The 19,182-nt window shown below is 69.6% G+C and carries 18 protein-coding genes and 2 pseudogenes; 16 read left to right on the forward strand and 4 right to left on the reverse strand.

Annotated features, from left to right (window positions below):
* Positions 1-295: 295 nt before the first annotated feature.
* The 7 genes and pseudogenes from ACWCWD_RS35335 to ACWCWD_RS35365 all read left to right on the forward strand — a co-directional run.
* Positions 296-753: pseudogene (locus tag ACWCWD_RS35335) on the forward strand (transposase family protein); the annotation flags it as partial.
* Between the two features lie 189 nt (positions 754-942).
* Positions 943-1,260, forward strand: a pseudogene (locus ACWCWD_RS35340) (Arm DNA-binding domain-containing protein); the annotation flags it as partial.
* 133 nt (positions 1,261-1,393) lie between these two features.
* Positions 1,394-2,191, forward strand: coding sequence for a site-specific integrase (locus ACWCWD_RS35345; protein WP_450779553.1), 798 nt, complete (start codon positions 1,394-1,396; stop codon positions 2,189-2,191).
* 25 nt (positions 2,192-2,216) lie between these two features.
* Complete coding sequence (gene pcaDC, locus ACWCWD_RS35350) at positions 2,217-3,530, forward strand: bifunctional 3-oxoadipate enol-lactonase/4-carboxymuconolactone decarboxylase PcaDC (protein ID WP_450779479.1); 1,314 nt, start codon at positions 2,217-2,219, stop codon at positions 3,528-3,530.
* A gap of 13 nt (positions 3,531-3,543) precedes the next feature.
* Positions 3,544-4,191: an MBL fold metallo-hydrolase gene (locus tag ACWCWD_RS35355; protein ID WP_450779481.1), complete on the forward strand. Its 648-nt coding sequence runs from the start codon at positions 3,544-3,546 to the stop codon at positions 4,189-4,191.
* A gap of 64 nt (positions 4,192-4,255) precedes the next feature.
* A complete protein-coding gene (locus ACWCWD_RS35360; RefSeq protein WP_450779483.1) occupies positions 4,256-5,035 on the forward strand; it encodes an exodeoxyribonuclease III in 780 nt (259 codons plus the stop codon).
* 88 nt (positions 5,036-5,123) lie between these two features.
* Positions 5,124-5,861, forward strand: coding sequence for a Clp protease N-terminal domain-containing protein (locus ACWCWD_RS35365; RefSeq protein ID WP_450779485.1), 738 nt, complete (start codon positions 5,124-5,126; stop codon positions 5,859-5,861).
* Between the two features lie 59 nt (positions 5,862-5,920).
* Here ACWCWD_RS35365 and ACWCWD_RS35370 read toward each other — a convergent pair whose 3' ends face one another.
* Positions 5,921-6,700 carry an SDR family NAD(P)-dependent oxidoreductase gene (locus ACWCWD_RS35370; protein WP_450779487.1) on the reverse strand — a complete coding sequence of 260 codons (780 nt, stop codon included), beginning with the start codon at positions 6,698-6,700 and terminating at the stop codon, positions 5,921-5,923.
* Positions 6,701-6,809: 109 nt separating this feature from the next.
* Here ACWCWD_RS35370 and ACWCWD_RS35375 point away from each other — a divergent pair, with 109 nt between their 5' ends.
* The 5 genes from ACWCWD_RS35375 to ACWCWD_RS35395 all read left to right on the forward strand — a co-directional run bounded on the left by ACWCWD_RS35375 (position 6,810) and on the right by ACWCWD_RS35395 (position 10,585).
* Positions 6,810-7,250 carry a DUF6278 family protein gene (locus tag ACWCWD_RS35375; protein WP_450779489.1) on the forward strand — a complete coding sequence of 147 codons (441 nt, stop codon included), beginning with the start codon at positions 6,810-6,812 and terminating at the stop codon, positions 7,248-7,250.
* A 147-nt stretch (positions 7,251-7,397) separates the two neighbouring features.
* Positions 7,398-8,141, forward strand: coding sequence for an amino acid ABC transporter ATP-binding protein (locus tag ACWCWD_RS35380; protein WP_450779491.1), 744 nt, complete (start codon positions 7,398-7,400; stop codon positions 8,139-8,141).
* A 14-nt stretch (positions 8,142-8,155) separates the two neighbouring features.
* Entirely contained in the window at positions 8,156-9,067 is a 912-nt protein-coding gene (locus ACWCWD_RS35385) for a glutamate ABC transporter substrate-binding protein (RefSeq protein WP_450779493.1), read from the forward strand.
* Positions 9,068-9,080: 13 nt separating this feature from the next.
* Positions 9,081-9,725: an amino acid ABC transporter permease gene (locus ACWCWD_RS35390; protein WP_386892440.1), complete on the forward strand. Its 645-nt coding sequence runs from the start codon at positions 9,081-9,083 to the stop codon at positions 9,723-9,725.
* A complete protein-coding gene (locus ACWCWD_RS35395) occupies positions 9,722-10,585 on the forward strand; it encodes an amino acid ABC transporter permease (protein WP_450779495.1) in 864 nt (287 codons plus the stop codon). Before ACWCWD_RS35390 ends, ACWCWD_RS35395 begins: the two co-directional genes overlap by 4 nt.
* Positions 10,586-10,929: 344 nt before the next feature.
* Here ACWCWD_RS35395 and ACWCWD_RS35400 read toward each other — a convergent pair whose 3' ends face one another.
* Both ACWCWD_RS35400 and ACWCWD_RS35405 read right to left on the reverse strand, forming a co-directional pair.
* The gene (locus tag ACWCWD_RS35400) at positions 10,930-11,673 is read right to left on the reverse strand and encodes a hypothetical protein (protein WP_450779497.1); all 744 of its coding nucleotides are present in this window, start codon (positions 11,671-11,673) and stop codon (positions 10,930-10,932) included.
* Positions 11,674-11,832: 159 nt separating this feature from the next.
* Entirely contained in the window at positions 11,833-12,987 is a 1,155-nt protein-coding gene (locus ACWCWD_RS35405) for a lytic polysaccharide monooxygenase auxiliary activity family 9 protein (protein WP_450779499.1), read from the reverse strand.
* A gap of 638 nt (positions 12,988-13,625) precedes the next feature.
* Between ACWCWD_RS35405 and ACWCWD_RS35410 the strand changes: the two genes are divergently transcribed.
* The 3 genes from ACWCWD_RS35410 (at position 13,626) to ggt (ending at position 17,816) form a co-directional block, all read left to right on the forward strand.
* Entirely contained in the window at positions 13,626-15,092 is a 1,467-nt protein-coding gene (locus tag ACWCWD_RS35410; protein ID WP_450779500.1) for a cellulase family glycosylhydrolase, read from the forward strand.
* A 269-nt stretch (positions 15,093-15,361) separates the two neighbouring features.
* Positions 15,362-15,793 carry a DoxX family protein gene (locus ACWCWD_RS35415; protein WP_450779502.1) on the forward strand — a complete coding sequence of 144 codons (432 nt, stop codon included), beginning with the start codon at positions 15,362-15,364 and terminating at the stop codon, positions 15,791-15,793.
* Between the two features lie 211 nt (positions 15,794-16,004).
* Positions 16,005-17,816, forward strand: coding sequence for a gamma-glutamyltransferase (gene ggt / locus ACWCWD_RS35420; RefSeq protein WP_450779504.1), 1,812 nt, complete (start codon positions 16,005-16,007; stop codon positions 17,814-17,816).
* Between the two features lie 101 nt (positions 17,817-17,917).
* On the opposite strand, the gene map is transcribed toward ggt, so the two are convergent.
* A complete protein-coding gene (map, locus tag ACWCWD_RS35425; RefSeq protein ID WP_450779506.1) occupies positions 17,918-18,685 on the reverse strand; it encodes a type I methionyl aminopeptidase in 768 nt (255 codons plus the stop codon).
* 41 nt (positions 18,686-18,726) lie between these two features.
* Here map and ACWCWD_RS35430 point away from each other — a divergent pair, with 41 nt between their 5' ends.
* Positions 18,727-19,101, forward strand: coding sequence for a helix-turn-helix domain-containing protein (locus tag ACWCWD_RS35430; RefSeq protein ID WP_450779508.1), 375 nt, complete (start codon positions 18,727-18,729; stop codon positions 19,099-19,101).
* Positions 19,102-19,182 lie beyond the last annotated feature (81 nt).

Here is a 19,182-nt window from a genome sequence, read left to right on the forward strand (position 1 = left end):
AACACCGACCCCAAGCCCTACGTCTGGACCAAGACCGCGGACGAGATCCTCGAACGCCTCGCCTCATATCTGAACAGAATTCCTGACTCGGAAGACTAGGGCCTGTTGTGAAAGTCCTGGTCGCGTGAGGTTCGGCGTCCATGGGGGCGTCGTTGTCAGTGGCGCTGTGCATGATCGGCGCGTCAGTTTTTCGCGGAAGTAGGGAAGTGCCATGCCGATCACAAACCAGCAGATAGCGGGACACGCGGTCCTGCGGCAGATGTATGACGACTCGTACTTTCCTGATCACGTGGTCGAGGCGTACGTGATTCTCAACGGCACGGTGCTGCCGATTGACCGCATCGCCGCAGACCGGCCGTACTACTCCGGGAAGGAGAAGCATCACGGGATGAACGTGCAGGTCCTCGCGGATCCCACGGGACGGGACGCCTGGTCTGGGTCTCGGACGCACTGCCGTGAGCCACGCACGACCTGACCGCGGCGCGGGCCCACGGTATTCCCGCCACCCTCGCCGGGGAGGACATCAAGTGCTGGGACGACAAGGCGTATCAGGGCGCCAGCCCTGCGATCCTCGCGCCGATCCGTGGCAAGCACCTGCCCGGCTGGCGCCGACGTCACAACGGGGACCACACGAAGATCCGCAGCCTCGGTGAACGCGCCATGGCGACTCTCAAGTCCTGGAAGCTCCGCTGCAGCATCACCCGGCTCACCGTCGCCGTCAAAGCCGTCGTCGCCCTCGAACTCGCCACCTGATCAAGACGGAAAAGGTTCATGGTGTGAGTGCGAGAGGGAGTGTAGGTGACGTCTGCCGGTTGGCCAAACCGGTAATTGTGCCGACCATTGAGGTTGTTCGCATCCGGCTGCGCTTGGCGGTGGAGTCGGAGAGAACGCGAGAGGCCTCGTGTGGATTGCAGAGAGACACGGGGCGACGGTGGTGCCGGAATGAAAGGTCTTCAGCTGTCTTCGCCCATAAGGAAACTGCCGCCCAACTCCAGTGGCAGGGTCCGCTATCGACTCGTAGTGGATATTGGTATAGATCCCGAGACGAGGAAACGCAAACAGCACACTCGAACCTTCGACACGCTGAAGGAAGCGAAGGCGGAATATGCGAGAGTCACGGAGCAACGCAACAACGGGACGTTTGTTCATTCTAATGCGATCACCGTAAACGAGTGGCTTGATCAATGGATCGCTCTGAGGTCTCAGGACCTGGAGGAGACCACCCTTTACAGCTACAGAGTCACGCTGGACCGGGTGCGTGGTCGACTCGGCGAAATTCGCCTTCAGGAACTCACCGAGGAGCAGGTCGAGGAGTGGAGGGATTGGGCCCTTGAGAGCGGTCGGCTGCGAGGGCCAAGGGGCCGGAACTCCTCTGAGTGTAACCACTGTGGAGATGAGTCTCGGCCGGCTGAAGGAGGCGTTGAATCGGGCGGTGACCCGTCGCTTGGTGGTCATGAACGTGGCCGAGAACGTGACGATCCCGCTCAGGGCGAGGAAAGAGGATCGCCGCAGAAAGGTGGACTTGAAGCCCTGGACGGTTCCCGAGGTCCAGGGATTTGTGATGGGGGTCCGGGGGGATCGGCTGTACGCGCCGTTCCTGCTGTCCCTCATGGGGCTACGGCCTGCGGAAGTGTGTGGTCTCCGTTGGCAGGACGTCGACTTGGACCGAGGTATGATCGCGATCGCCAACACCCGCACGATGATGGGGAACCGGGCCGTCGTTGAGAAGGATACCAAGTCGCTTGCGGGGGAGCGAGAACTCCCGCTTCCTGTCCCAGTTCTCGAGGCACTCCGGGCATTGAGGTCCTGTCAGGCCCAAGAGAAGTTGGCTCTCGGCGGGGCATACGTGAATTCTGGCTATGTCGTGGTCCACGAAAACGGAGAAGCATTCACGGGAAAGCAGCTGCGTCGGCGCGCGTACAGGATTATGGAAATCCTCGAACATCGACGTGTCCGGTTGTACGACGCTCGCTCGTCGTGCCTGACTTTCCTGGCCAACAACGGAGTGCCTGACCATATTCTCGCGCGGTGGGCCGGTCACAAGAACGTGAGTACGACCAAGAGGTACTACGTGAAGCCCGGCGTGGAGGACCTGCGCGCTGCCGCCGTCACGTGGGACGGGCTCCACGGGCGTCCGGCGGGAGGGCCGGCGGCGGGGCTGCCCCCGCAGGCGAAGGGGCGCAGCCGGTAGGGCCGACCCGGTTCAGTGAGAGATAGTGAGAGATGAGAGGGTCGGGCGGGTGAGCGAGACATCATCGAACACCCTCCAATACCGCTTTGACGGGCCAAAAGACGCTCCGGTCCTGGTGATCGGGCCGTCCCTGGGTACTACATGGCACATGTGGGATCGCCAGATACCGGACCTCTCCCAGCACTACCGGGTACTCCGTTACGACCTGCCGGGCCACGGTGGCGCCCCCGCCCGGCCCGCGGTCTCCGTCGCCGAACTCGGGGACCGGCTGATCGCCACCCTCGACTCCCTGGGTGTCCAGCGCTTCGGTTACGCGGGGTGCTCCATCGGTGGGGCCGTCGGCGCCGACCTCGCGCTGCGTCACCCCCACCGGGTGGCCTCGCTCGCGCTGGTCGCGACCTCGCCCAGATTCGGCAGCGCCGACGAGTTCCGCCAGCGCGGTGTGATCGTCCGTACGAACGGCCTGGAGCCCATCGCCCGCAGTGCCCCCGAGCGCTGGTTCACGCCCGGCTTCGCCGCCGCGCAGAGCGCCATCGTCGAGTGGGCCGTGCAGATGGTGCGTACCACCGACCCCGGCTGCTACATCGCCGCGTGCGAGGCGCTCGCGGCCTTCGACATCCGCGGTGAACTGGGCCGTATCGGTGTGCCGACGCTCGTCGTCGTCGGCGCGGAGGACCGGGTCACCGGCCCCGCCGAGGCGCGCACCCTGGTCGCGGGTATCCCCGACGCCCGGCTCGCCCTGGTGCCCGGGGCGTCGCACCTCGCGCCCGTCGAGCAGCCGGCCGCCGTGATGGACCTGCTGTTCACCCACTTCTCGACCACCTGGCAGGACACCCTCGGCGCCGTTCCGGTGCCCCTGGGCGCGCCCCCGGCCGCCGTCCCGCCGCTCTCCGCCCCCTACGCGCCCGTCGCGGAGATCGCTCCGCCGGCCCCGCGTACGGACGACGACGGGGAGCGTACGGACCTGCACGCGCTCGGCACGAAGATCCGCCGGGAGGTCCTCGGCGACGCCCACGTGGACCGGGCCGACGCGGCCGCCGACCCGTTCACCGAGGACTACGAGGACCTCGTCACCCGCTACGCGTGGGGCGAGGTCTGGAGCCGCGAGGGCCTCGACCGCCGTACCCGCAGCTGCGTCACGCTCACCGCGCTGATCGCGTCCGGACGGCTGGAGGGCCTCGCCGCACATCTGCGGGCGGCCCTGCGCAACGGCCTGACGCCCGCCGAGATCAAGGAAGTGCTGCTCCAGACCGCCGTGTACTGCGGCGTTCCCGCCGCCGGGGCCGCGTTCGCCGTGGCCCAGTCCGTGATTCAGGAAGAAACGACACCGCCCGCGTAGCAGGATGGGGAGCATGAACGCATCGCCTCTCACACTCACCAAGAAGCGGCACTCCTGCGTCCGCCTGGACAAGGACGGGCAGGCCCTCGTCATCGACCCGGGCGGTTTCTCCGGGGAGGGCGACGCGGTCGGCGCCGACGCCATCCTGGTGACCCACGAGCACCCGGACCACTTCGACGAGGACCGGATCAGGGCCGCCATGGAGGCCAACCCGGCGGCGGAGATCTGGACGCTGCGGAGTGTCGCCGGGCAATTGGCGACGGCCTTCCCCGGGCGGGTGCACACGGTCGGACACGGCGACACCTTCCGCGCCGCCGGGTTCGACGTCCAGGTCCACGGTGAGCTCCACGCGGTGATCCACCCGGACATCCCGCGCATCACCAACGTCGGCTACCTCGTCGACGGTTCGGTCTTCCACCCGGGCGACGCGCTCACCGTCCCCGGGCAGCCGGTCGACACCCTGATGCTGCCGGTGATGGCGCCGTGGAACAAGATCTCGGAGGTCATCGACTACGTGCGCGAGGTCGGGCCGCGCCGGGCCATCGACATCCACGACGCCCTGCTCACGGACCTGGCCCGGCCGATCTACGACGCGCAGATCGGGGCGCTCGGCGGCAGCGACCACAGCCGGATGGCGCCGGGGGAGCACACCGGGTTCTGAAGGCCGTACCGGCCGGAAGGGCGCGGGGCCGCGACTGTCGGTGGTACCGGTTAGGTTGGGTGCCATGCGCATCGCCACGTGGAACGTCAACTCGATCACCGCCCGCCTGCCGAGGCTGCTGGCCTGGCTGGAGAGCACCGGCACCGACGTGCTGTGCGTCCAGGAGACCAAGTGCACGGCCGAGCAGTTCCCCGCCGACGAGCTGCGGGAGCTGGGGTACGCCTCCGCCGTGAACGCCACCGGCCGGTGGAACGGCGTGGCGCTGATCTCCCGGGTGGGCCTGGACGACGTGGTCGCCGGCCTTCCGGGCGGTCCCGCGTACGACGGCACGGAAGAGCCCCGGGCGATCTCCGCGACCTGCGGTCCCGTCCGGCTCTGGTCGGTCTACGTTCCCAACGGCCGCGAGGTCACGCACGAGCACTACGCGTACAAGCTGCGCTGGCTGGAAGCGCTGCGGAGCGCCGTCGCCGCGGACGCGGCGGCCTCCCGGCCCTTCGCCGTGCTCGGCGACTACAACGTCGCGCCCACCGACGAGGACGTGTGGGACCCGGCGCTCTTCGAGGGCGCCACCCACGTCACCCCCGCCGAGCGGGACGCCTTGGCCGCGCTGCGCGAGGAGGGTCTGAGCGACGTCGTGCCGCGCCCCCTGAAGTACGACCACCCGTTCACCTTCTGGGACTACCGCGAGCTCCGCTTCCCCAAGAACAGGGGCATGCGGATCGACCTCGCCTACGGCAACGCCCCGTTCACCGCCGCGGTGAAGGATGCCTACGTCGACCGCGAGGCGCGCAAGGGCAAGGGCGCGTCGGACCACGCACCGGTCGTGGTGGACCTGGAGTTCTGAGCCGGACGGCCACCGCCCCTCGGAGGGACCGACGACAACTGACAACCGAAGGTTGACGCCCCCGCATGTGTCAACTTACGGTTGACACATGACGCAACCGGCATCAGTCAACCCTCCCGTGCGCCTCGACGACCTCATCGAGGCCATCAAGAAGACCCACACCGACGCCCTCGAACAGCTCTCCGGCGCGGTCGTCGCGGCCGACCACCTCGGTGACATCGCGGACCACCTCATCGGCCACTTCGTGGACCAGGCCCGCCGCTCGGGCGCCTCCTGGACCGACATCGGCAGGAGCATGGGGGTGACCCGGCAGGCGGCGCAGAAGCGCTTCGTCCCGAAGAAGCCCGACGAGTCCGCCGAACCGGAACCCAAGGACGGGTTCGCGCGCTTCACCACGCGCGCCCGGAACGTGGTGGTCGCCGCCCACAACGAGGCCCGACTCGCGGGGGGCACCGAGGTCCTCCCCGCGCACCTGGTGCTGGGTGTCGTCGCCGACACCGGGAGCGTCGGCGCACAGGTGATCGCGGCTCAGGGGATCACCCCGGAAGCCGTGCGCGCGGCCGCCCTCGCCGCCCTGCCGCCCGCCGCCGACGAGGTTCCCGAGCTCGTCCCGTACGACGCGGGCTCCCGTAAGGTCCTCGAACTCGCCTACCGCGAGTCCCTGCGGCTCGGCCACCCCCACGTGGGAACCGAGCACGTCCTGCTGGCACTTCTGGAGCACGAGGGCGGCGACGGGGTGCTCACCGGCCTCGGGATCGACAAGCAGGCGGCGTCCGCCGCCGCCGAGTCGCTGAGCGCGGCCGCCGGCGACCGTCCGGGCGCCTGACCTCCGGTCCGGGGGGTGCCCGCGCCCGGCGGACGCCCCCCGGATCCGGGTGAAGGACGTCAGTGGACCGAGAGCCCGCCGTCCACGAAGAGCGACTGCCCGGTCACGTACGACGAGCCGGGGCCGGCCAGGAACACCGCCGCCGCGGCGAAGTCCTCGGCCAGCCCGTTGCGCCCCACCATCGTGCGGGCGGCCAGCGCGGCCACCTTCTCCGGGTCGGAGGAGAGCCGGGCGTTCAGCGGGGTCATCACGAAGCCGGGGACCAGGGTGTTCACGGTGACCCCGTACGGCGACCACGCCTCGGCCTGCGACCGGGCGAGCGACTCCAGCCCGCCCTTGGAGACCCCGTACGCCCCGCTGTTCACGAAGGCCCGGTGCGCCTGCTGCGAGGTGATGTGGATCAGGCGTCCGTACCCGCGCTCCGCCATCCCCGGTCCGAACCGCTCGCCGAGCAGGTAGGGGGCCTTGAGGTTGATGGCCATCGTGGTGTCCCAGACGTCCTCGTCCAGCTCGCCCATCGGCGGGCGCAGGTTGATCCCCGCGGAGTTCACCACGATGTCCGGCTCCCCGGACCGTGCGACCACGGCGTCGGCTGCCCGCCGGACCCCGTCGGTCGTGGCGAGGTCCGCGCTCACCCAGCCGACGCGACAGCCGGCTTCGGTCAACTCGTCCACGGTCGCCTTCAGTTCGGCCTCGCGACGGGCCACGACGGTGACCTCCGCGCCCGCACGGGCGAGTGCTTCCGTGATCGCCCGGCCGATGCCGGAGCTGCCGCCGGTGACGAGGGCGGTCCGGCCCTCCAGGGAGAAGAGCCCGGACAGATAGTTCGGTGTGTTCATCCCGGCAGCCTATGGTTCGGGCGGCACTCCGCCGGAGCCGGGTACCACGCGTAGGAGGGCGGCGCGCGCCCTGTGGCGTACGGCGGGACAAAGGTGCGACCCTTGTGGGGTGAACATCCCCTTCTTGGACAACTGGCGCAAGCGTCAAGGTGATACGCGCACGGCGACGCTGGCGGAGACCGCCGCGGCCGACCCCGCCGGCCTCGCGGAAGTCCTCGCCGAGTGCGAGCTGCTGCGTGTCCGGACGGGGGACTACGGACTCGAACTGGACGACACCCCGGCGTCGTTGACCGCGCTCGACCAGCTGCCGCCCCGCTGGCGCGACGATCCGGAGGAGGCGCCCTGGTTCGGGAACGACGCGGGCCTCTACCTCGGCACCGTGCTGGTACGGACCGTCCCCGGCGCCCGGTGGGACGTCTGGCCCAGCGGGCAGCCCGTCGTACGGCTCGCCTCCGGCAGGGAGGTCGACGTCGTCGGGGCCGGCCTGGACTGGGCGGTCTACGGCAGCCCCGAACTGTCCCAGGTGTACGCGGAGGCGGCCGAGGAATGACGCTCCGGTGGTGTCCGGTCCTGATGCGCCGGACACCACCTAGATAAACAGCCTTTTGCCCTGTTTGCGTGTCGGACGCGAAGTCCCTTACCCATGCGGATAGTTTCCGCTGAGCCGACACACAGCGACACATGGGCAGGGCAGCGTATGGCCGTCGATCCGTTGATCGACCTGCGGGACGTCAACAAGCATTTCGGAGAGTTGCACGTTCTGCGGGACATCAATCTCACCGTCGGCCGCGGGGAGGTGGTGGTGGTCATCGGCCCCTCCGGCTCCGGAAAGTCCACGCTCTGCCGTGCCATCAACCGGCTGGAGACGATCGAGTCCGGCAGGATCGCGATCGACGGGAAGCCGCTCCCCGAGGAGGGCAAGGGGCTGGCGCAACTCCGGGCCGAAGTCGGCATGGTCTTCCAGTCGTTCAACCTGTTCGCACACAAGACCGTGCTGGCCAACGTCTCCCTCGCGCAGATGAAGGTACGCAAGCGGAAGAGGCCGGAGGCCGACGCCCGTTCCCGCGAGCTGCTGGAGCGCGTGGGGCTGGCCGCACACGCCGACAAGTTCCCCGCGCAGCTCTCCGGGGGCCAGCAGCAGCGCGTGGCCATCGCCCGCGCTCTCGCCATGGACCCCAAGGCCCTCCTCTTCGACGAGCCCACCTCGGCACTCGACCCGGAGATGATCAACGAGGTGCTGGAGGTCATGCAGCAGCTGGCACGCGACGGAATGACCATGGTCGTCGTCACCCACGAGATGGGCTTCGCCCGTTCCGCCGCGAACCGCGTGGTGTTCATGGCCGACGGCCGCATCGTCGAGGACCGCACTCCGGAGGATTTCTTCACCGCCCCCGAGAGCGACCGCGCCAAGGACTTCCTGTCCAAGATCCTCAAGCACTGACGGGAGGCTCCGCGTTGCGTACGAAGAAGATCACCGCACTGCTGGCCGGTCTGCTGCTGACGGTACTCGCCGCCGGCTGCGGCAAGGAGGGCAGCCCGCCGGTCAAGGGGCCCAAGGCCGACGCGCTGCCCCACTACACGGTGAACACCGGCTTCCGGCTCCCCGCGTCGAAGACCTGGACCCGGGCCGAGCGGCGGGGCCACCTGGTGATCGGCGCCAAGGAGGACCAGCCCTACCTCGGCGAGAAGGACCCGGCCACCGGGGTCTACTCCGGATTCGACATCGAGATCGCCACCATGGTGGCGGCCTACCTCGGCTTTGGTCCGAAGGAGATCCAGTTCAAGACCATCGCCTCGGCCAACCGTGAAACCGCCCTGCAGAACGGCCAGATCGACTACTACGTCGGTACCTACACCATCAACGCCATGCGCAAGAAGCTCGTCGGGTTCGCCGGCCCGTACTTCATGGCCGGACAGGGACTGCTGGTGCGCACCGACGAGAACGACATCCACGGCCCGCAGGACCTCGCGGGCAAGACGGTCTGCTCGGCCGCCGGATCCACCCCCTACCAGCGCATCGCCGCCGACTACCCCGAGGCGGACCTGGTCGCGTACGACACGTACTCCGTCTGCGTCGACAACCTGCTGACCTACCAGGTCGACGTCGTCACCACGGACGACGCGATCCTGCTGGGCTTCGCGGCGAAGGCGCCGGACGAGATGAAGGTCGTCGGCAAGCCCTTCTCCGAGGAGCCGTACGGCATCGGTGTGCCGCGCAGCGACAACGCGCTGCGCGGCGCGATCAACGACGCGCTGGAGGAGAACGAGAAGAACGGCAACTGGAAGAAGGCGTTCGAAGCGACGCTGGGGCTGTCCGGCGTACCCGCGCCGACGCCGCCGCCCATCGACCGCTACCCGGCGAACTGAGGGACCGGCCACCATGGACGTACTGACAGAGAACTTCTCGCTCTACGGCAAAGGGTTCCTCGGCACCCTCGAACTCACCGTCTTCGCCTCGCTCCTGGCCCTCGCGCTCGGCTTCGTCATGGCCTCCTTCCGGGTCGCCCCGGTCGGCTCGCTCCGGCTCGTCGGCACCGTCTGGGTGACGGTGCTCCGCAACACCCCGCTCACCCTGCTCTTCTTCGCCGTCCTCCTCGGACTGCCGCGCTTCGGCCTCGTACTGCCGTTCAACGTCTTCGCCGTGCTGGCGCTCGGCTGCTACACCTCGGCCTTCATCTGCGAGGTGCTGCGCTCCGGCATCAACACCGTGCCCACCGGCCAGGGCGAGGCCGCCCGCAGTCTCGGCATGTCCTTCGGACAGACCCTGAACACGGTGGTGCTGCCCCAGGCGTTCCGCTCGGTGATCCCGCCGGTCGGCTCGACACTCATCGCGCTCGCCAAGAACTCGGCGATCGCCGGCGCGTTCAGCGTCACCGAGCTGCTGGGCACCTACAAGACCCTCAACGAGCTGGGCTACAGCATCATCTGGACCTTCGTCTGGATCGCCGTCGGCTACCTGATCATCACCCTGGCCATCAGCGCGCTCTTCACCGTGCTGGAGAAGCGCTGGGGGGTGGCCCGATGACCACCCACACCATGCCCGCCGCCACAGCCCTCTACGACATCCCGGGCCCCGAGGCCCGCAGGCGGCACCTCCTCTACGGGATCGCCGCCACGGTCGCCGTCGCCGCCCTCTTCGGATGGGTCGTCTATCTCCTGTTCGACACCGGCCAGTTCACCGCCGCCAAGTGGAATCCCTTTACCTACAAGGGAATCCAGGAGCTGCTGCTGCGGGGCCTGGGCAACACCCTCAAGGCGTTCGGGTACGCGGCGGTGCTCTCGCTCGCGCTCGGCGCGGTGCTCGCCGTCGGACGGCTCTCCGTGCACCGGCCGGTCCGCTGGATCGCCACCGTGCTGGTCGAGTTCTTCCGGGCCATGCCCGTACTGGTGATGATCTTCTTCATCTTCGTCGCACTGAAGGTCCAGCCGCTGCCCGCCCTGGTCGCCGGACTGACCCTCTACAACGGTTCGGTGCTCGCCGAGGTGTTCCGTACCGGTATCAACTCCGTGGAGCGCGGCCAGCGGGAGGCCGCGTACGCGCTGGGGATGCGCAAGACGCAGGTCACGGCCTCCGTGCTCGCGCCCCAGGCGGTGCGCGCCATGATGCCGACCATCATCAGCCAGCTCGTGGTGGCCCTGAAGGACACCTCGCTCGGATACCTGATCACCTACGAGGAGTTCCTCCACGCGGGGAAGCTCATCGCCTCGAACCTCGACTACGACCTGCCGTTCATCCCGGTCGTCATGGTGATCTCCCCCATCTACATCGGGATGTGCATGCTCCTCTCGTGGTTCGCCACCTGGATGGCCAAGCGCCAGCGCCGCAACCCGAAGACGGAGGCCGTGGAGGTTTCCCCGGCCGGACCTGGACCCCTGTTGCCCTGACGGTGTCCGGCGGACCGAGCTCGGACACCCTGGCCGGCCAGCAGCCGGAGATCACCTCCCGCACGACGGGCCCGGGAAGCCATTTCCCGGCCGCCCACTGCGGGAAGAAGGTCAGCTGTACGCCGGTGACCCGCCGGAAGGCAGAGGGGGCGTTGCCCAACCGAAGTACCGGAAGGTGCCGTTGACGGAGAACGGGCCGTCGTCGTGGGGATGCACGACGAAGGCCCGTTCTCCGTTTTCGCGTTGCTCTGGTTCTGAGGTCCTCGCAACTCGCACAGATCGCGGGTGTTGCGAGGACCGTATGAACCAAGGTGTGCGGGGGCCGGTGCCGCGGGCGCCGACGCTCAGTCGGTGGCTGCGGCGGCGGGGGCTGCCGCGGGGAGGGGGGTCTGTGCGGCGCGCGTCACGTCCGCGACCACCTCCACCATGTCGGGGCCGTACGCCTCGGAGTTGACGACCTTCAACAGCAGACAGAAGGTCGAGTCACGGTAGGTGCGTGCCAACTTCTCGTAGTTACGGGTGAGATGGCGGGCGGCAGCCTGGTTGGTGATCGCGCGCTGGCCGCAGAGGAGGAACACCGGACGCGCCTCCCGGCCGATGCTCAGACGGGCCAGCAGTACGTGTTCCAGGGAGCCGTTCTCCATCGGGTAGTACTCCGACCCGATGCGGAAGGAGGCCCGGTCCGGGCCCGGTTCGCGGTCGGTGTTCACCCGCACGCCGGGCAGCAGCGACTGGAGGTGGGCGGCCATGCGCCGGTTGGAGCCCGGACCGCCGACGCAGTACTCCGTACGCTCGCCGAAACCCTGGCGTGCCGTGTCGTGGGAGAGGATCTGCGCGTGCGCCCCGCACTCCTTGATCATCGCCGACAGCTCCAGCAGGGCGAAGACGTCGTGGCGGTGCACCGCGCCGTCCGTGCCAGGGTCCCGGTTGACGACGAGCAGGCACTCGGAGTTGGCAGGAAGCCCGAAGAAGGCCTGCTTGCGGCGGAGTTTGCGGCGCCAGAGGTAGGTGCGCGAAAGCCAGCCGAGAGCGGCGCTTATCCCTGCGGCCATGACGCCCAGCACGATGTTGCGTACGTCGTCGGTCATGGCCGGGGATAGTAGCGGGCGTCGGGGTTCCCGTTCGAGGCGGCCCGGACGATCCGGCCGGTGCGATCCGGCCGGTGCGGGACCGGTGCGACGCCGGGGCCGGGGCACGACAGCGCCGGTCCCCGCCGAGGCGGGGGCCGGCGCTGCTTGCCTCGACGGCTACGGGTTGACGCAGCCGATCGAGCCGATCGGGAAGTTGTTGCCGGTCGATGTCGCGGTGAAGCCGAAGGTGACGCTGCCGTCCGCCGGGATGGTCCGGTTGTAGTCGACGTTCTTGACCGTCAGACTGCCGTCGGACCCGGTGGTCAGCGCACCGTTCCACACCTGGCTCACCTTGGTGCCCGTACCGGGCGTCCACTTCACGGCCCAGCCGTCGCGCGCCGTCGTGTCGTGGTTCATGACTTCGACAGAGCCCTGGAAACCGCCGCTCCAGGAGTTGGTCACGCTGTAGACGGCCATGCAGCCGGTGTGCGGGTCGGTGGGCGTCGGCGTGGACGTCGGGGTGGGCGTCGTGGGCGACGTGGGCGTCGGAGTCGGGGTGGGCGTCGGGGTCGGGGTGGGAGTCGAAGTCGGGGTGGGAGTCGGCGTGCTGCCCGCGCCGCGGATACCGGTCACCTCGCCCTTGCCACCGTCGAAGACGATGTCGGAGCAGGAGAAGAAGTTCTCCTGGCTGTCGGAACGCACCCACTGGATGAACATGATCGCGTCGCCGGAGCGGCCCGACGGCAGGGTCGTGTTCCAGTAGTAGTGGCCGCCGTCGGTACCCGGTGATCCAACCGCCGGCGGGTTGCTGACGGTCTGGATCAGCTCCAGGTCGTCCCAGCCCAGTTCGGTGCTGGGCGAGTAGCCGGCCTTGGACACGTACACCCGGAACTCGCCCGGGTGCGCGGCCCAGTTGCTGTGATCGACCTCGATCGTGGCGCCGGACGTCAGGTGCGTGCGCGGCCAGTCGGAACGGGCGGCGTTGTAGCCGGTGAAGTTGTACGGCGAACGGTTGCCGGCGCTGCACAGCGTTCCGTCCGGGACGTAACCCGCGTTTCGGCCACCGGCGTTGGAGTCGAGCACGGCGAACCAGTTGTACAGCGAGTTCGCGCCGCTCTCGGCGAGCGCGGCCTTGCACGCCGGGTTCGTCGGGTCCAGGGAGCCGGTGCTGGTCTTGGCGTCCAGCCAGCAGAGGTAGGTACGCGACCCCGGTGACATCGCCACACCGTGGGCCTGCGCGCTGCCCTGGCCCAGTAGAGCGAGGGCGATTCCGCCGAGCAGCGTCGCGAGCGCCGCCGCCAGGGCGACTAATCGGTTCTTGCGTTGAGCCATGGAAGTCTCCAGTGCCTGGGTGGGGGTTGCCTTCGGGTGGGGCCTGTCTCCTGTGTTCATCACGGGGTGGATTGTTGGAGCAAGAGGCTGCGGGACCGGGCGCGTACAGCGGCGACAGCGTCGGGTGTGCGTCGGGACCGGGCCGTGGAACAGCCTCGTGCGAGGGGTGCCCGGACAAGGCGATCAGTGCATCGGGAATGCCCCGCCGCCCGATCTGGGAGCGCTCCCATGAAAGGTTCACGAGAACTGTAGGAGCGCGCCATGCCCCTGACAACCCATCGGACGGGAATGCCCCAGGGTCGGGGTGAACTGGCTGGTCCGAAACTTTTCGCGGGCGCCGGTGGCGGCGAATCGTGTCCAAGAGCTTGACGGTGCGTCGCGCTGTCCCTGAGATTGGGAGCGCTCCCACTCCAGTTCCCCGGTAACGCGACCCCCGCGCTTCCGCAGCAGTGCACCCCGAAGACCTCCGGACCGGCGTGATCGGCCCGCGGGACGCCGTCACGGCGACGAGCGGTCGGCTCCGTACGGTCCCGCACCCGGGCCGGCGCTACGGATCGGGCGGGACGGACCGCTCTCGGGACCGCACGTTGCGGAACCGCTCCCATCGCGTAACCCCCCTGCGCACGAGGAGAAATGCTGTGAAACGCGTTCTGGCTCTACTGGCGACCTGCGCGACGGTCCTGGGCCTCGCGGCTCTGTTCAGCCCTCAGGCGGTGGCTGCCGCCGGATGCAAGGTCGACTACACGGTCGCCAGCCAGTGGCAGGGCGGCTTCCAGGCGGGAGTGAAGATCACCAACCTGGGCGAGCCCGTCTCCGCGTGGACGCTCACCTTCGCCATGCCGGACGCGGGGCAGAAGCTCGTCCAGGGCTGGAACGCCACCTGGGCGCAGTCCGGTTCCACGGTCACCGCCGCCGGCCTCGACTGGAACCGCGCGCTGGCCACCGGCGCGGCGGCCGACGTGGGGTTCACCGGCTCCTTCACGGGTGCCAACCCGAAGCCCACGGCGTTCGCGCTCAACGGCGTCGCCTGCACGGGCTCGATCACCGGCGGCAACCCGACGCCCACTCCGACTCCGACCCCGACTCCCACCCCCACGCCGACTCCCACCCCCACGCCGACTCCCACGCCGACCCCGACCCCCACCCCGACGCCCGGCCCGAGCACCGGCACCCCCGTGGGCATCAACGGACCGGTGCACGTCTGCGGCGTGAATCTCTGCAACCAGTACAACCGCCCCATCCAGTTGCGGGGGATGAGCACGCACGGCATCCAGTGGTTCAGCGGGTGCTACAACAACGCGTCCATGGACGCCCTGGCGCAGGACTGGAAGGCGGACCTGCTGCGCGTCGCCATGTACGTGCAGGAGGAAGGCTACGAGACCGACCCGGCGGGCTTCACCAACCGGGTGAACAGCATCGTCGACATGGCCGAAGCCCGTGGCCTGTACGCGATGATCGACTTCCACACCCTGACGCCGGGTGACCCGAACTACAACCTCGCGCGCGCCAAGACGTTCTTCGCGTCCGTCGCGGCCCGCAACGCGAACAAGACGAACGTCATCTACGAGATCGCCAACGAGCCCAACGGCGTGAGCTGGGCGGCCATCAAGAGCTACGCCGAGCAGGTCATTCCGGTGATCCGGGCGGCCGACCCGGACGCGGTCGTCGTCGTCGGCACCCGGGGCTGGTCGTCGCTGGGCGTCTCCGACGGCTCCAGCGAGAGCGAGGTCGTCAACAGCCCCGTCAATGCCACCAACATCATGTACGCGTTCCACTTCTACGCCGCGAGCCACAAGGACAACTACCGTGCCGCGCTGAGCCGGGCGGCCGCCCGCCTCCCGATGTTCGTGACGGAGTTCGGAACCGTGAGCGCCACCGGTGGCGGCGCGCTGGACCGGACGAGCACCACGGCCTGGCTGGACCTGCTCGACCAGCTGAAGATCGGCTACGCGAACTGGACCTACAGCGACGCCGACGAGAGCAGTGCGGCCTTCCAGCCCGGCACCTGTGACGGCAGCGACTACAGCAGCAGTGGCGTGCTGACCGAGTCGGGCACGCTGCTCAAGAGCCGGATCAGCACCTCCGACAACTTCCCCACCGCCTGATCCACCGGCTGATCCAGGGCCTGATCCAGAGCCTGACCCACCGCCTGGTCCAGGGCCTGATCCAGGCATGAACCACCGCCTGACCCACCAGCCGGCTCATCCGCTGGACCTGCCCGTCGGCCCGTGACGGGGCTTCGGCCGTGCCGAAGCCCCGCCCCGGCGCCGTCCCTTCCACCCCGCGTCGGACGTGTGGTGTCGGAACCCCCCGACTGCTCTGCCTCTCCGGACGGACACCCCCGGTCCGGGATCACACGAGAGTGAGGAAACCAATGGGTCTGCTCGACAAGAACCGCGACGGTGTACTCGGACTGTTCCGTGTCGTCGTCGGGTTGCTGTTCGCCTGCCATGGAGCGGCGGCTCTGTTCGGCGTGTTCGGCGGCCCCCACGGTGCGTCGCCGCGCCTGTGGGAGTGGCCCGGATGGTGGGCCGCACTCATCCAGTTAGCCGGAGGCATCCTGGTGCTGGTGGGCTACGGCACCCGGGCGACGGCGGTGATCAGCTCCGGCTCCATGGCGTACGCCTACTTCAGCGTCCACCAGACATCCGGGCTCCTGCCCATCGAGAACGGCGGTGAGGCAGCCGCGATGTTCTGCTGGGCGTTCCTCCTCATCGCGGCTCTGGGGCCGGGCCGTTGGGCTCTGGAAAAGGGTCTGGCGCGAAGCGACGACTCGCGGGTGGAGGTTCCGCTCACACGGCACTGAGCCGCCGTCCGGCGTCCGGCTCCACCGGTCCCTCCGCGGCTCCGGTCAACCGCGCGGTCATGGCCCGGGGCTCGGAAGACGGGCCCGTCGGGTACGCCGTCGGGGATGGCCGGAGACCGCGGCGGGCATCCGGGTGCCCGTCCGAGGCGGTCCTGACGATCCGGCCGGGCCGGGGTTAGTCTGCGCGGACGATCGTCAACTGGAGGTACGCATGCGTCGTCCTGTCGGACGGAACGTATCGGTCCTGGCCGTGCTCGCCGTGGTGGCGTCCGTCGGGGCGGCAGCTCCCGCCGGAACGTCGCCGCGACCCGGCTTACCGGCCAAGACACCGGTGGCCGCCGGGTACGGGGGAGCGGTGGCCAGTGTGGACGCGGACGCCACCGCGGCCGGTATCGAGGTGCTGCGCAAGGGCGGCAACGCGGTGGACGCGGCCGTGGCGACCGCTGCCGCGCTCGGTGTCACCGAACCGTACTCGGCCGGGATCGGGGGCGGCGGGTACTTCGTCTACTACGACGCCAAGTCCCGTACCGTGCAGACCATCGACGGCCGCGAGACGGCGCCCCGCAGCGCCGACTCCTCGCTCTTCCTGGAGGACGGCAAGCCGCTCGCCTTCAACGACGCCGTCACCAGCGGTCTCAGCATCGGCACCCCCGGCACCCCCGCCACCTGGGACAAGGCGCTCGACACCTGGGGCACCAAGTCGCTCGGCACCCTGCTGAAGCCCGCCGAGCGCCTGGCCCGCGACGGGTTCGTCGTCGACAGCACCTTCCGCAGCCAGACCGAGGGGAACCAGGAGCGGTTCGCCGACTTCCCGGCCACCGCGAAGCTCTTCCTGCCCGGTGGTGAACTCCCCGTGGTGGGCTCGGTGTTCAAGAACCCGGACCTGGCCCGTACGTACGACGAGCTCGGCCGTGAAGGTGTCCAGGAGCTCTACCGCGGCGACCTGGGGGAGGACATCGTGCGTACCGTGCGGAACCCTCCCGTCGACCCGGCGTCCGGCCGCGTCGCCCGGGCCGGTGATCTGAGCACCCGGGACCTCAAGGCGTACCGGGCGTTGAAGCAGGCGCCGACCAGGGTGGGTTACCGGGGGCTCGACGTCTACGGCATCGCGCCCTCCTCGTCCGGCGGGACCAGCGTCGGCGAGGCCCTCAACATCCTGGAGTCCACCGACCTCTCCGGGGCGAGCCAGGCGCAGTACCTGCACCGGTTCATCGAGGCGAGCCGGATCGCCTTCGCGGACCGGGGGCGCTGGGTCGGCGACCCGGCGTTCGAGGACGTGCCCACGGCCGGGCTGCTCAGTCAGCGGTTCGCCGACTCGCGCGCCTGCCTCATCCGCGACGACGCCGTGCTGACCAGTCCGCTGGCGCCGGGTGACCCCACGTCCCCGACCCCGTGCGCGACGGGCGGGACCGCCGCCCCGACGACGTACGAGGGGGAGAACACCACGCATCTGACGGCCGCCGACAAGTGGGGCAACGTCGTCGCCTACACCCTCACCATCGAGTCGACCGGCGGCAGTGGCATCACGGTGCCCGGACGCGGCTTCCTGCTCAACAACGAGCTGACGGACTTCTCCTTCGCGCCCGCCAACCCGGCCGTGCACGACCCGAACCTCCCCGGTCCGGGCAAGCGCCCGCGCTCGTCGATCTCGCCGACGATCGTCCTCGTCCACGGCAAGCCGGTGCTGGCGCTCGGCTCGCCCGGTGGGGCCACCATCATCACCACCGTGCTCCAGACCCTGACCGGCCGGCTCGACCGCGGGCTGCCGCTCGTCGACGCCATCGCCGCGCCCCGCGCCAGCCAGCGCAACGCGGCGGCCACCGAGATCGAACCCGCGCTCTGGGACAGTCCGTTGCGGGCCCAACTGGAGTCCCTCGGGCACGTGTTCAAGCTGAATCCGGAGATCGGCGCGGCCACCGGGGTCGAGCGGCTGCCCGACGGGCGGTGGCTGGCGGCGGCCGAGCCGGTACGCCGGGGCGGCGGTTCGGCGATGGTGGTGACGCCGAGCGACGGGCGACGCTGATCGATGGCTGGTTGATCAAGGGCCGACGCTGATCGACGGCCGGCGCTGATCGAAAGGTGCGGCGGGCGGTCCTGGCGGATACGGGCCGCCCGTCGCAGCGCTCAGAGCGCCGTCAGTATGCGGGGGCCGTCGTCGGTGATGGCCACCGTGTGCTCGGCGTGGGCGGCCCGGCTGCCGTCGGTGGTGCGGAGCGTCCAGCCGTCCTGGTCCGGCCGGAAGTGGTCCCCGCCGCCGGCGATCAGCATCGGCTCGATCGCCAGCACCATCCCGTGGCGCAGGGCGAGCCCCCGCCCCGGGAGCCCCTCGTTCGGAACGGAGGGGTCCTCGTGCATGGCCCGGCCGATGCCGTGCCCGCCGAACCCCTCGGGGATGCCGTACCCAGCCGCGCGGCAGACCGTGCCGATCGCGTGCGCGATGTCGCCGATGCGGTTGCCGACGACGGCCGCCGCGATGCCCGCGTCCAGCGCCGCGTACGCGGTGTCGATCAACAGGGTGTCGGACGGCCGCGCACGGCCCACGGTGAAGCTGATCGCGGAGTCGCCCGCCCAGCCGTCCAGCGTCGCGCCCGCGTCGATGCTGACCAGGTCCCCGTCGCGGAGCCGGTAGCCGCCCGGGACACCGTGCACGATCGCGTCGTTCACCGACGCGCAGATCACCGCGGGGAAGGGGACCGGTGCGAAGTGTGGGTGGTAGTGGAGGAAGGGCGACCCGGCGCCCGCCCCGCGGAGCACCTCATGTGCCACGGCGTCGATCTCGCGCAGGCTGACACCGATCTGCGCCGCTTCGCGTGCGGCGCCCAGCATCCGGGCCACGACCCGGCCGGCCTCGCGCATGGCGGCGATGGACCTGTCTGTCTTGAGGTACAGCATGCCAATTACTATACCGGTCGATGCGGTATTAGAATGACGGCATGGTTCGTACGCCCCTGACACCCGAAGAGCGCCGCCGCGGCGAGCGGCTCGGCACTCTGCTCCGTGAGGCTCGCGGCGAGCGCAGTATGGTCGCCGTCGCGGCGAGCGCCGGCCTCTCCGCCGAAACCCTCCGCAAGATCGAGACCGGCCGCGCCCCGACACCCGCCTTCTTCACGGTGGCGGCCATCGCGGCCGCCCTCGGGCTCACGCTGGACGAGATCCTCGCGGGCTGCGCCGAAGAGACCGACGCCGAAGAGGCCGGTGCGGTGGCGCCCGGAGTGGTGGCACCCGGTGCGGTGGCGTCCGGCGGGGTGGAGAGAGGCGGTCGGGCGTTGGCCGTGCCCGCCGGCGAGCTGCTGCCGCTCGGGGCCTGACGGGCGGCGATCGGGCCGGACGGGCCGCCTCAGGTCTGACGGGCGGCGCTCAGGTCTCACGAGTGGCAGCGCTTAGGCTCG

It is taken from the genome of Streptomyces sp. NPDC001493, assembly GCF_053597235.1.

What these genes read in the sequence shown, in the direction of transcription:
- ACWCWD_RS35370 (WP_450779487.1), bottom strand. Translation starts at nt 6,700, where the DNA reads ATGAACACACCGAACTATCTGTCCGGGCTCTTCTCCCTGGAGGGCCGG.
- ACWCWD_RS35390 (WP_386892440.1), top strand. Translation starts at nt 9,081, where the DNA reads ATGGACGTACTGACAGAGAACTTCTCGCTCTACGGCAAAGGGTTCCTC.
- map (WP_450779506.1), bottom strand. Translation starts at nt 18,685, where the DNA reads ATGCTGTACCTCAAGACAGACAGGTCCATCGCCGCCATGCGCGAGGCC.
- ACWCWD_RS35365 (WP_450779485.1), top strand. Translation starts at nt 5,124, where the DNA reads ATGACGCAACCGGCATCAGTCAACCCTCCCGTGCGCCTCGACGACCTC.
- ACWCWD_RS35395 (WP_450779495.1), top strand. Translation starts at nt 9,722, where the DNA reads ATGACCACCCACACCATGCCCGCCGCCACAGCCCTCTACGACATCCCG.
- ACWCWD_RS35405 (WP_450779499.1), bottom strand. Translation starts at nt 12,987, where the DNA reads ATGGCTCAACGCAAGAACCGATTAGTCGCCCTGGCGGCGGCGCTCGCG.
- ACWCWD_RS35380 (WP_450779491.1), top strand. Translation starts at nt 7,398, where the DNA reads ATGGCCGTCGATCCGTTGATCGACCTGCGGGACGTCAACAAGCATTTC.
- ACWCWD_RS35360 (WP_450779483.1), top strand. Translation starts at nt 4,256, where the DNA reads ATGCGCATCGCCACGTGGAACGTCAACTCGATCACCGCCCGCCTGCCG.
- ACWCWD_RS35415 (WP_450779502.1), top strand. Translation starts at nt 15,362, where the DNA reads ATGGGTCTGCTCGACAAGAACCGCGACGGTGTACTCGGACTGTTCCGT.
- ACWCWD_RS35400 (WP_450779497.1), bottom strand. Translation starts at nt 11,673, where the DNA reads ATGACCGACGACGTACGCAACATCGTGCTGGGCGTCATGGCCGCAGGG.
- ACWCWD_RS35345 (WP_450779553.1), top strand. Translation starts at nt 1,394, where the DNA reads ATGAGTCTCGGCCGGCTGAAGGAGGCGTTGAATCGGGCGGTGACCCGT.
- ggt (WP_450779504.1), top strand. Translation starts at nt 16,005, where the DNA reads ATGCGTCGTCCTGTCGGACGGAACGTATCGGTCCTGGCCGTGCTCGCC.
- ACWCWD_RS35430 (WP_450779508.1), top strand. Translation starts at nt 18,727, where the DNA reads ATGGTTCGTACGCCCCTGACACCCGAAGAGCGCCGCCGCGGCGAGCGG.
- ACWCWD_RS35355 (WP_450779481.1), top strand. Translation starts at nt 3,544, where the DNA reads ATGAACGCATCGCCTCTCACACTCACCAAGAAGCGGCACTCCTGCGTC.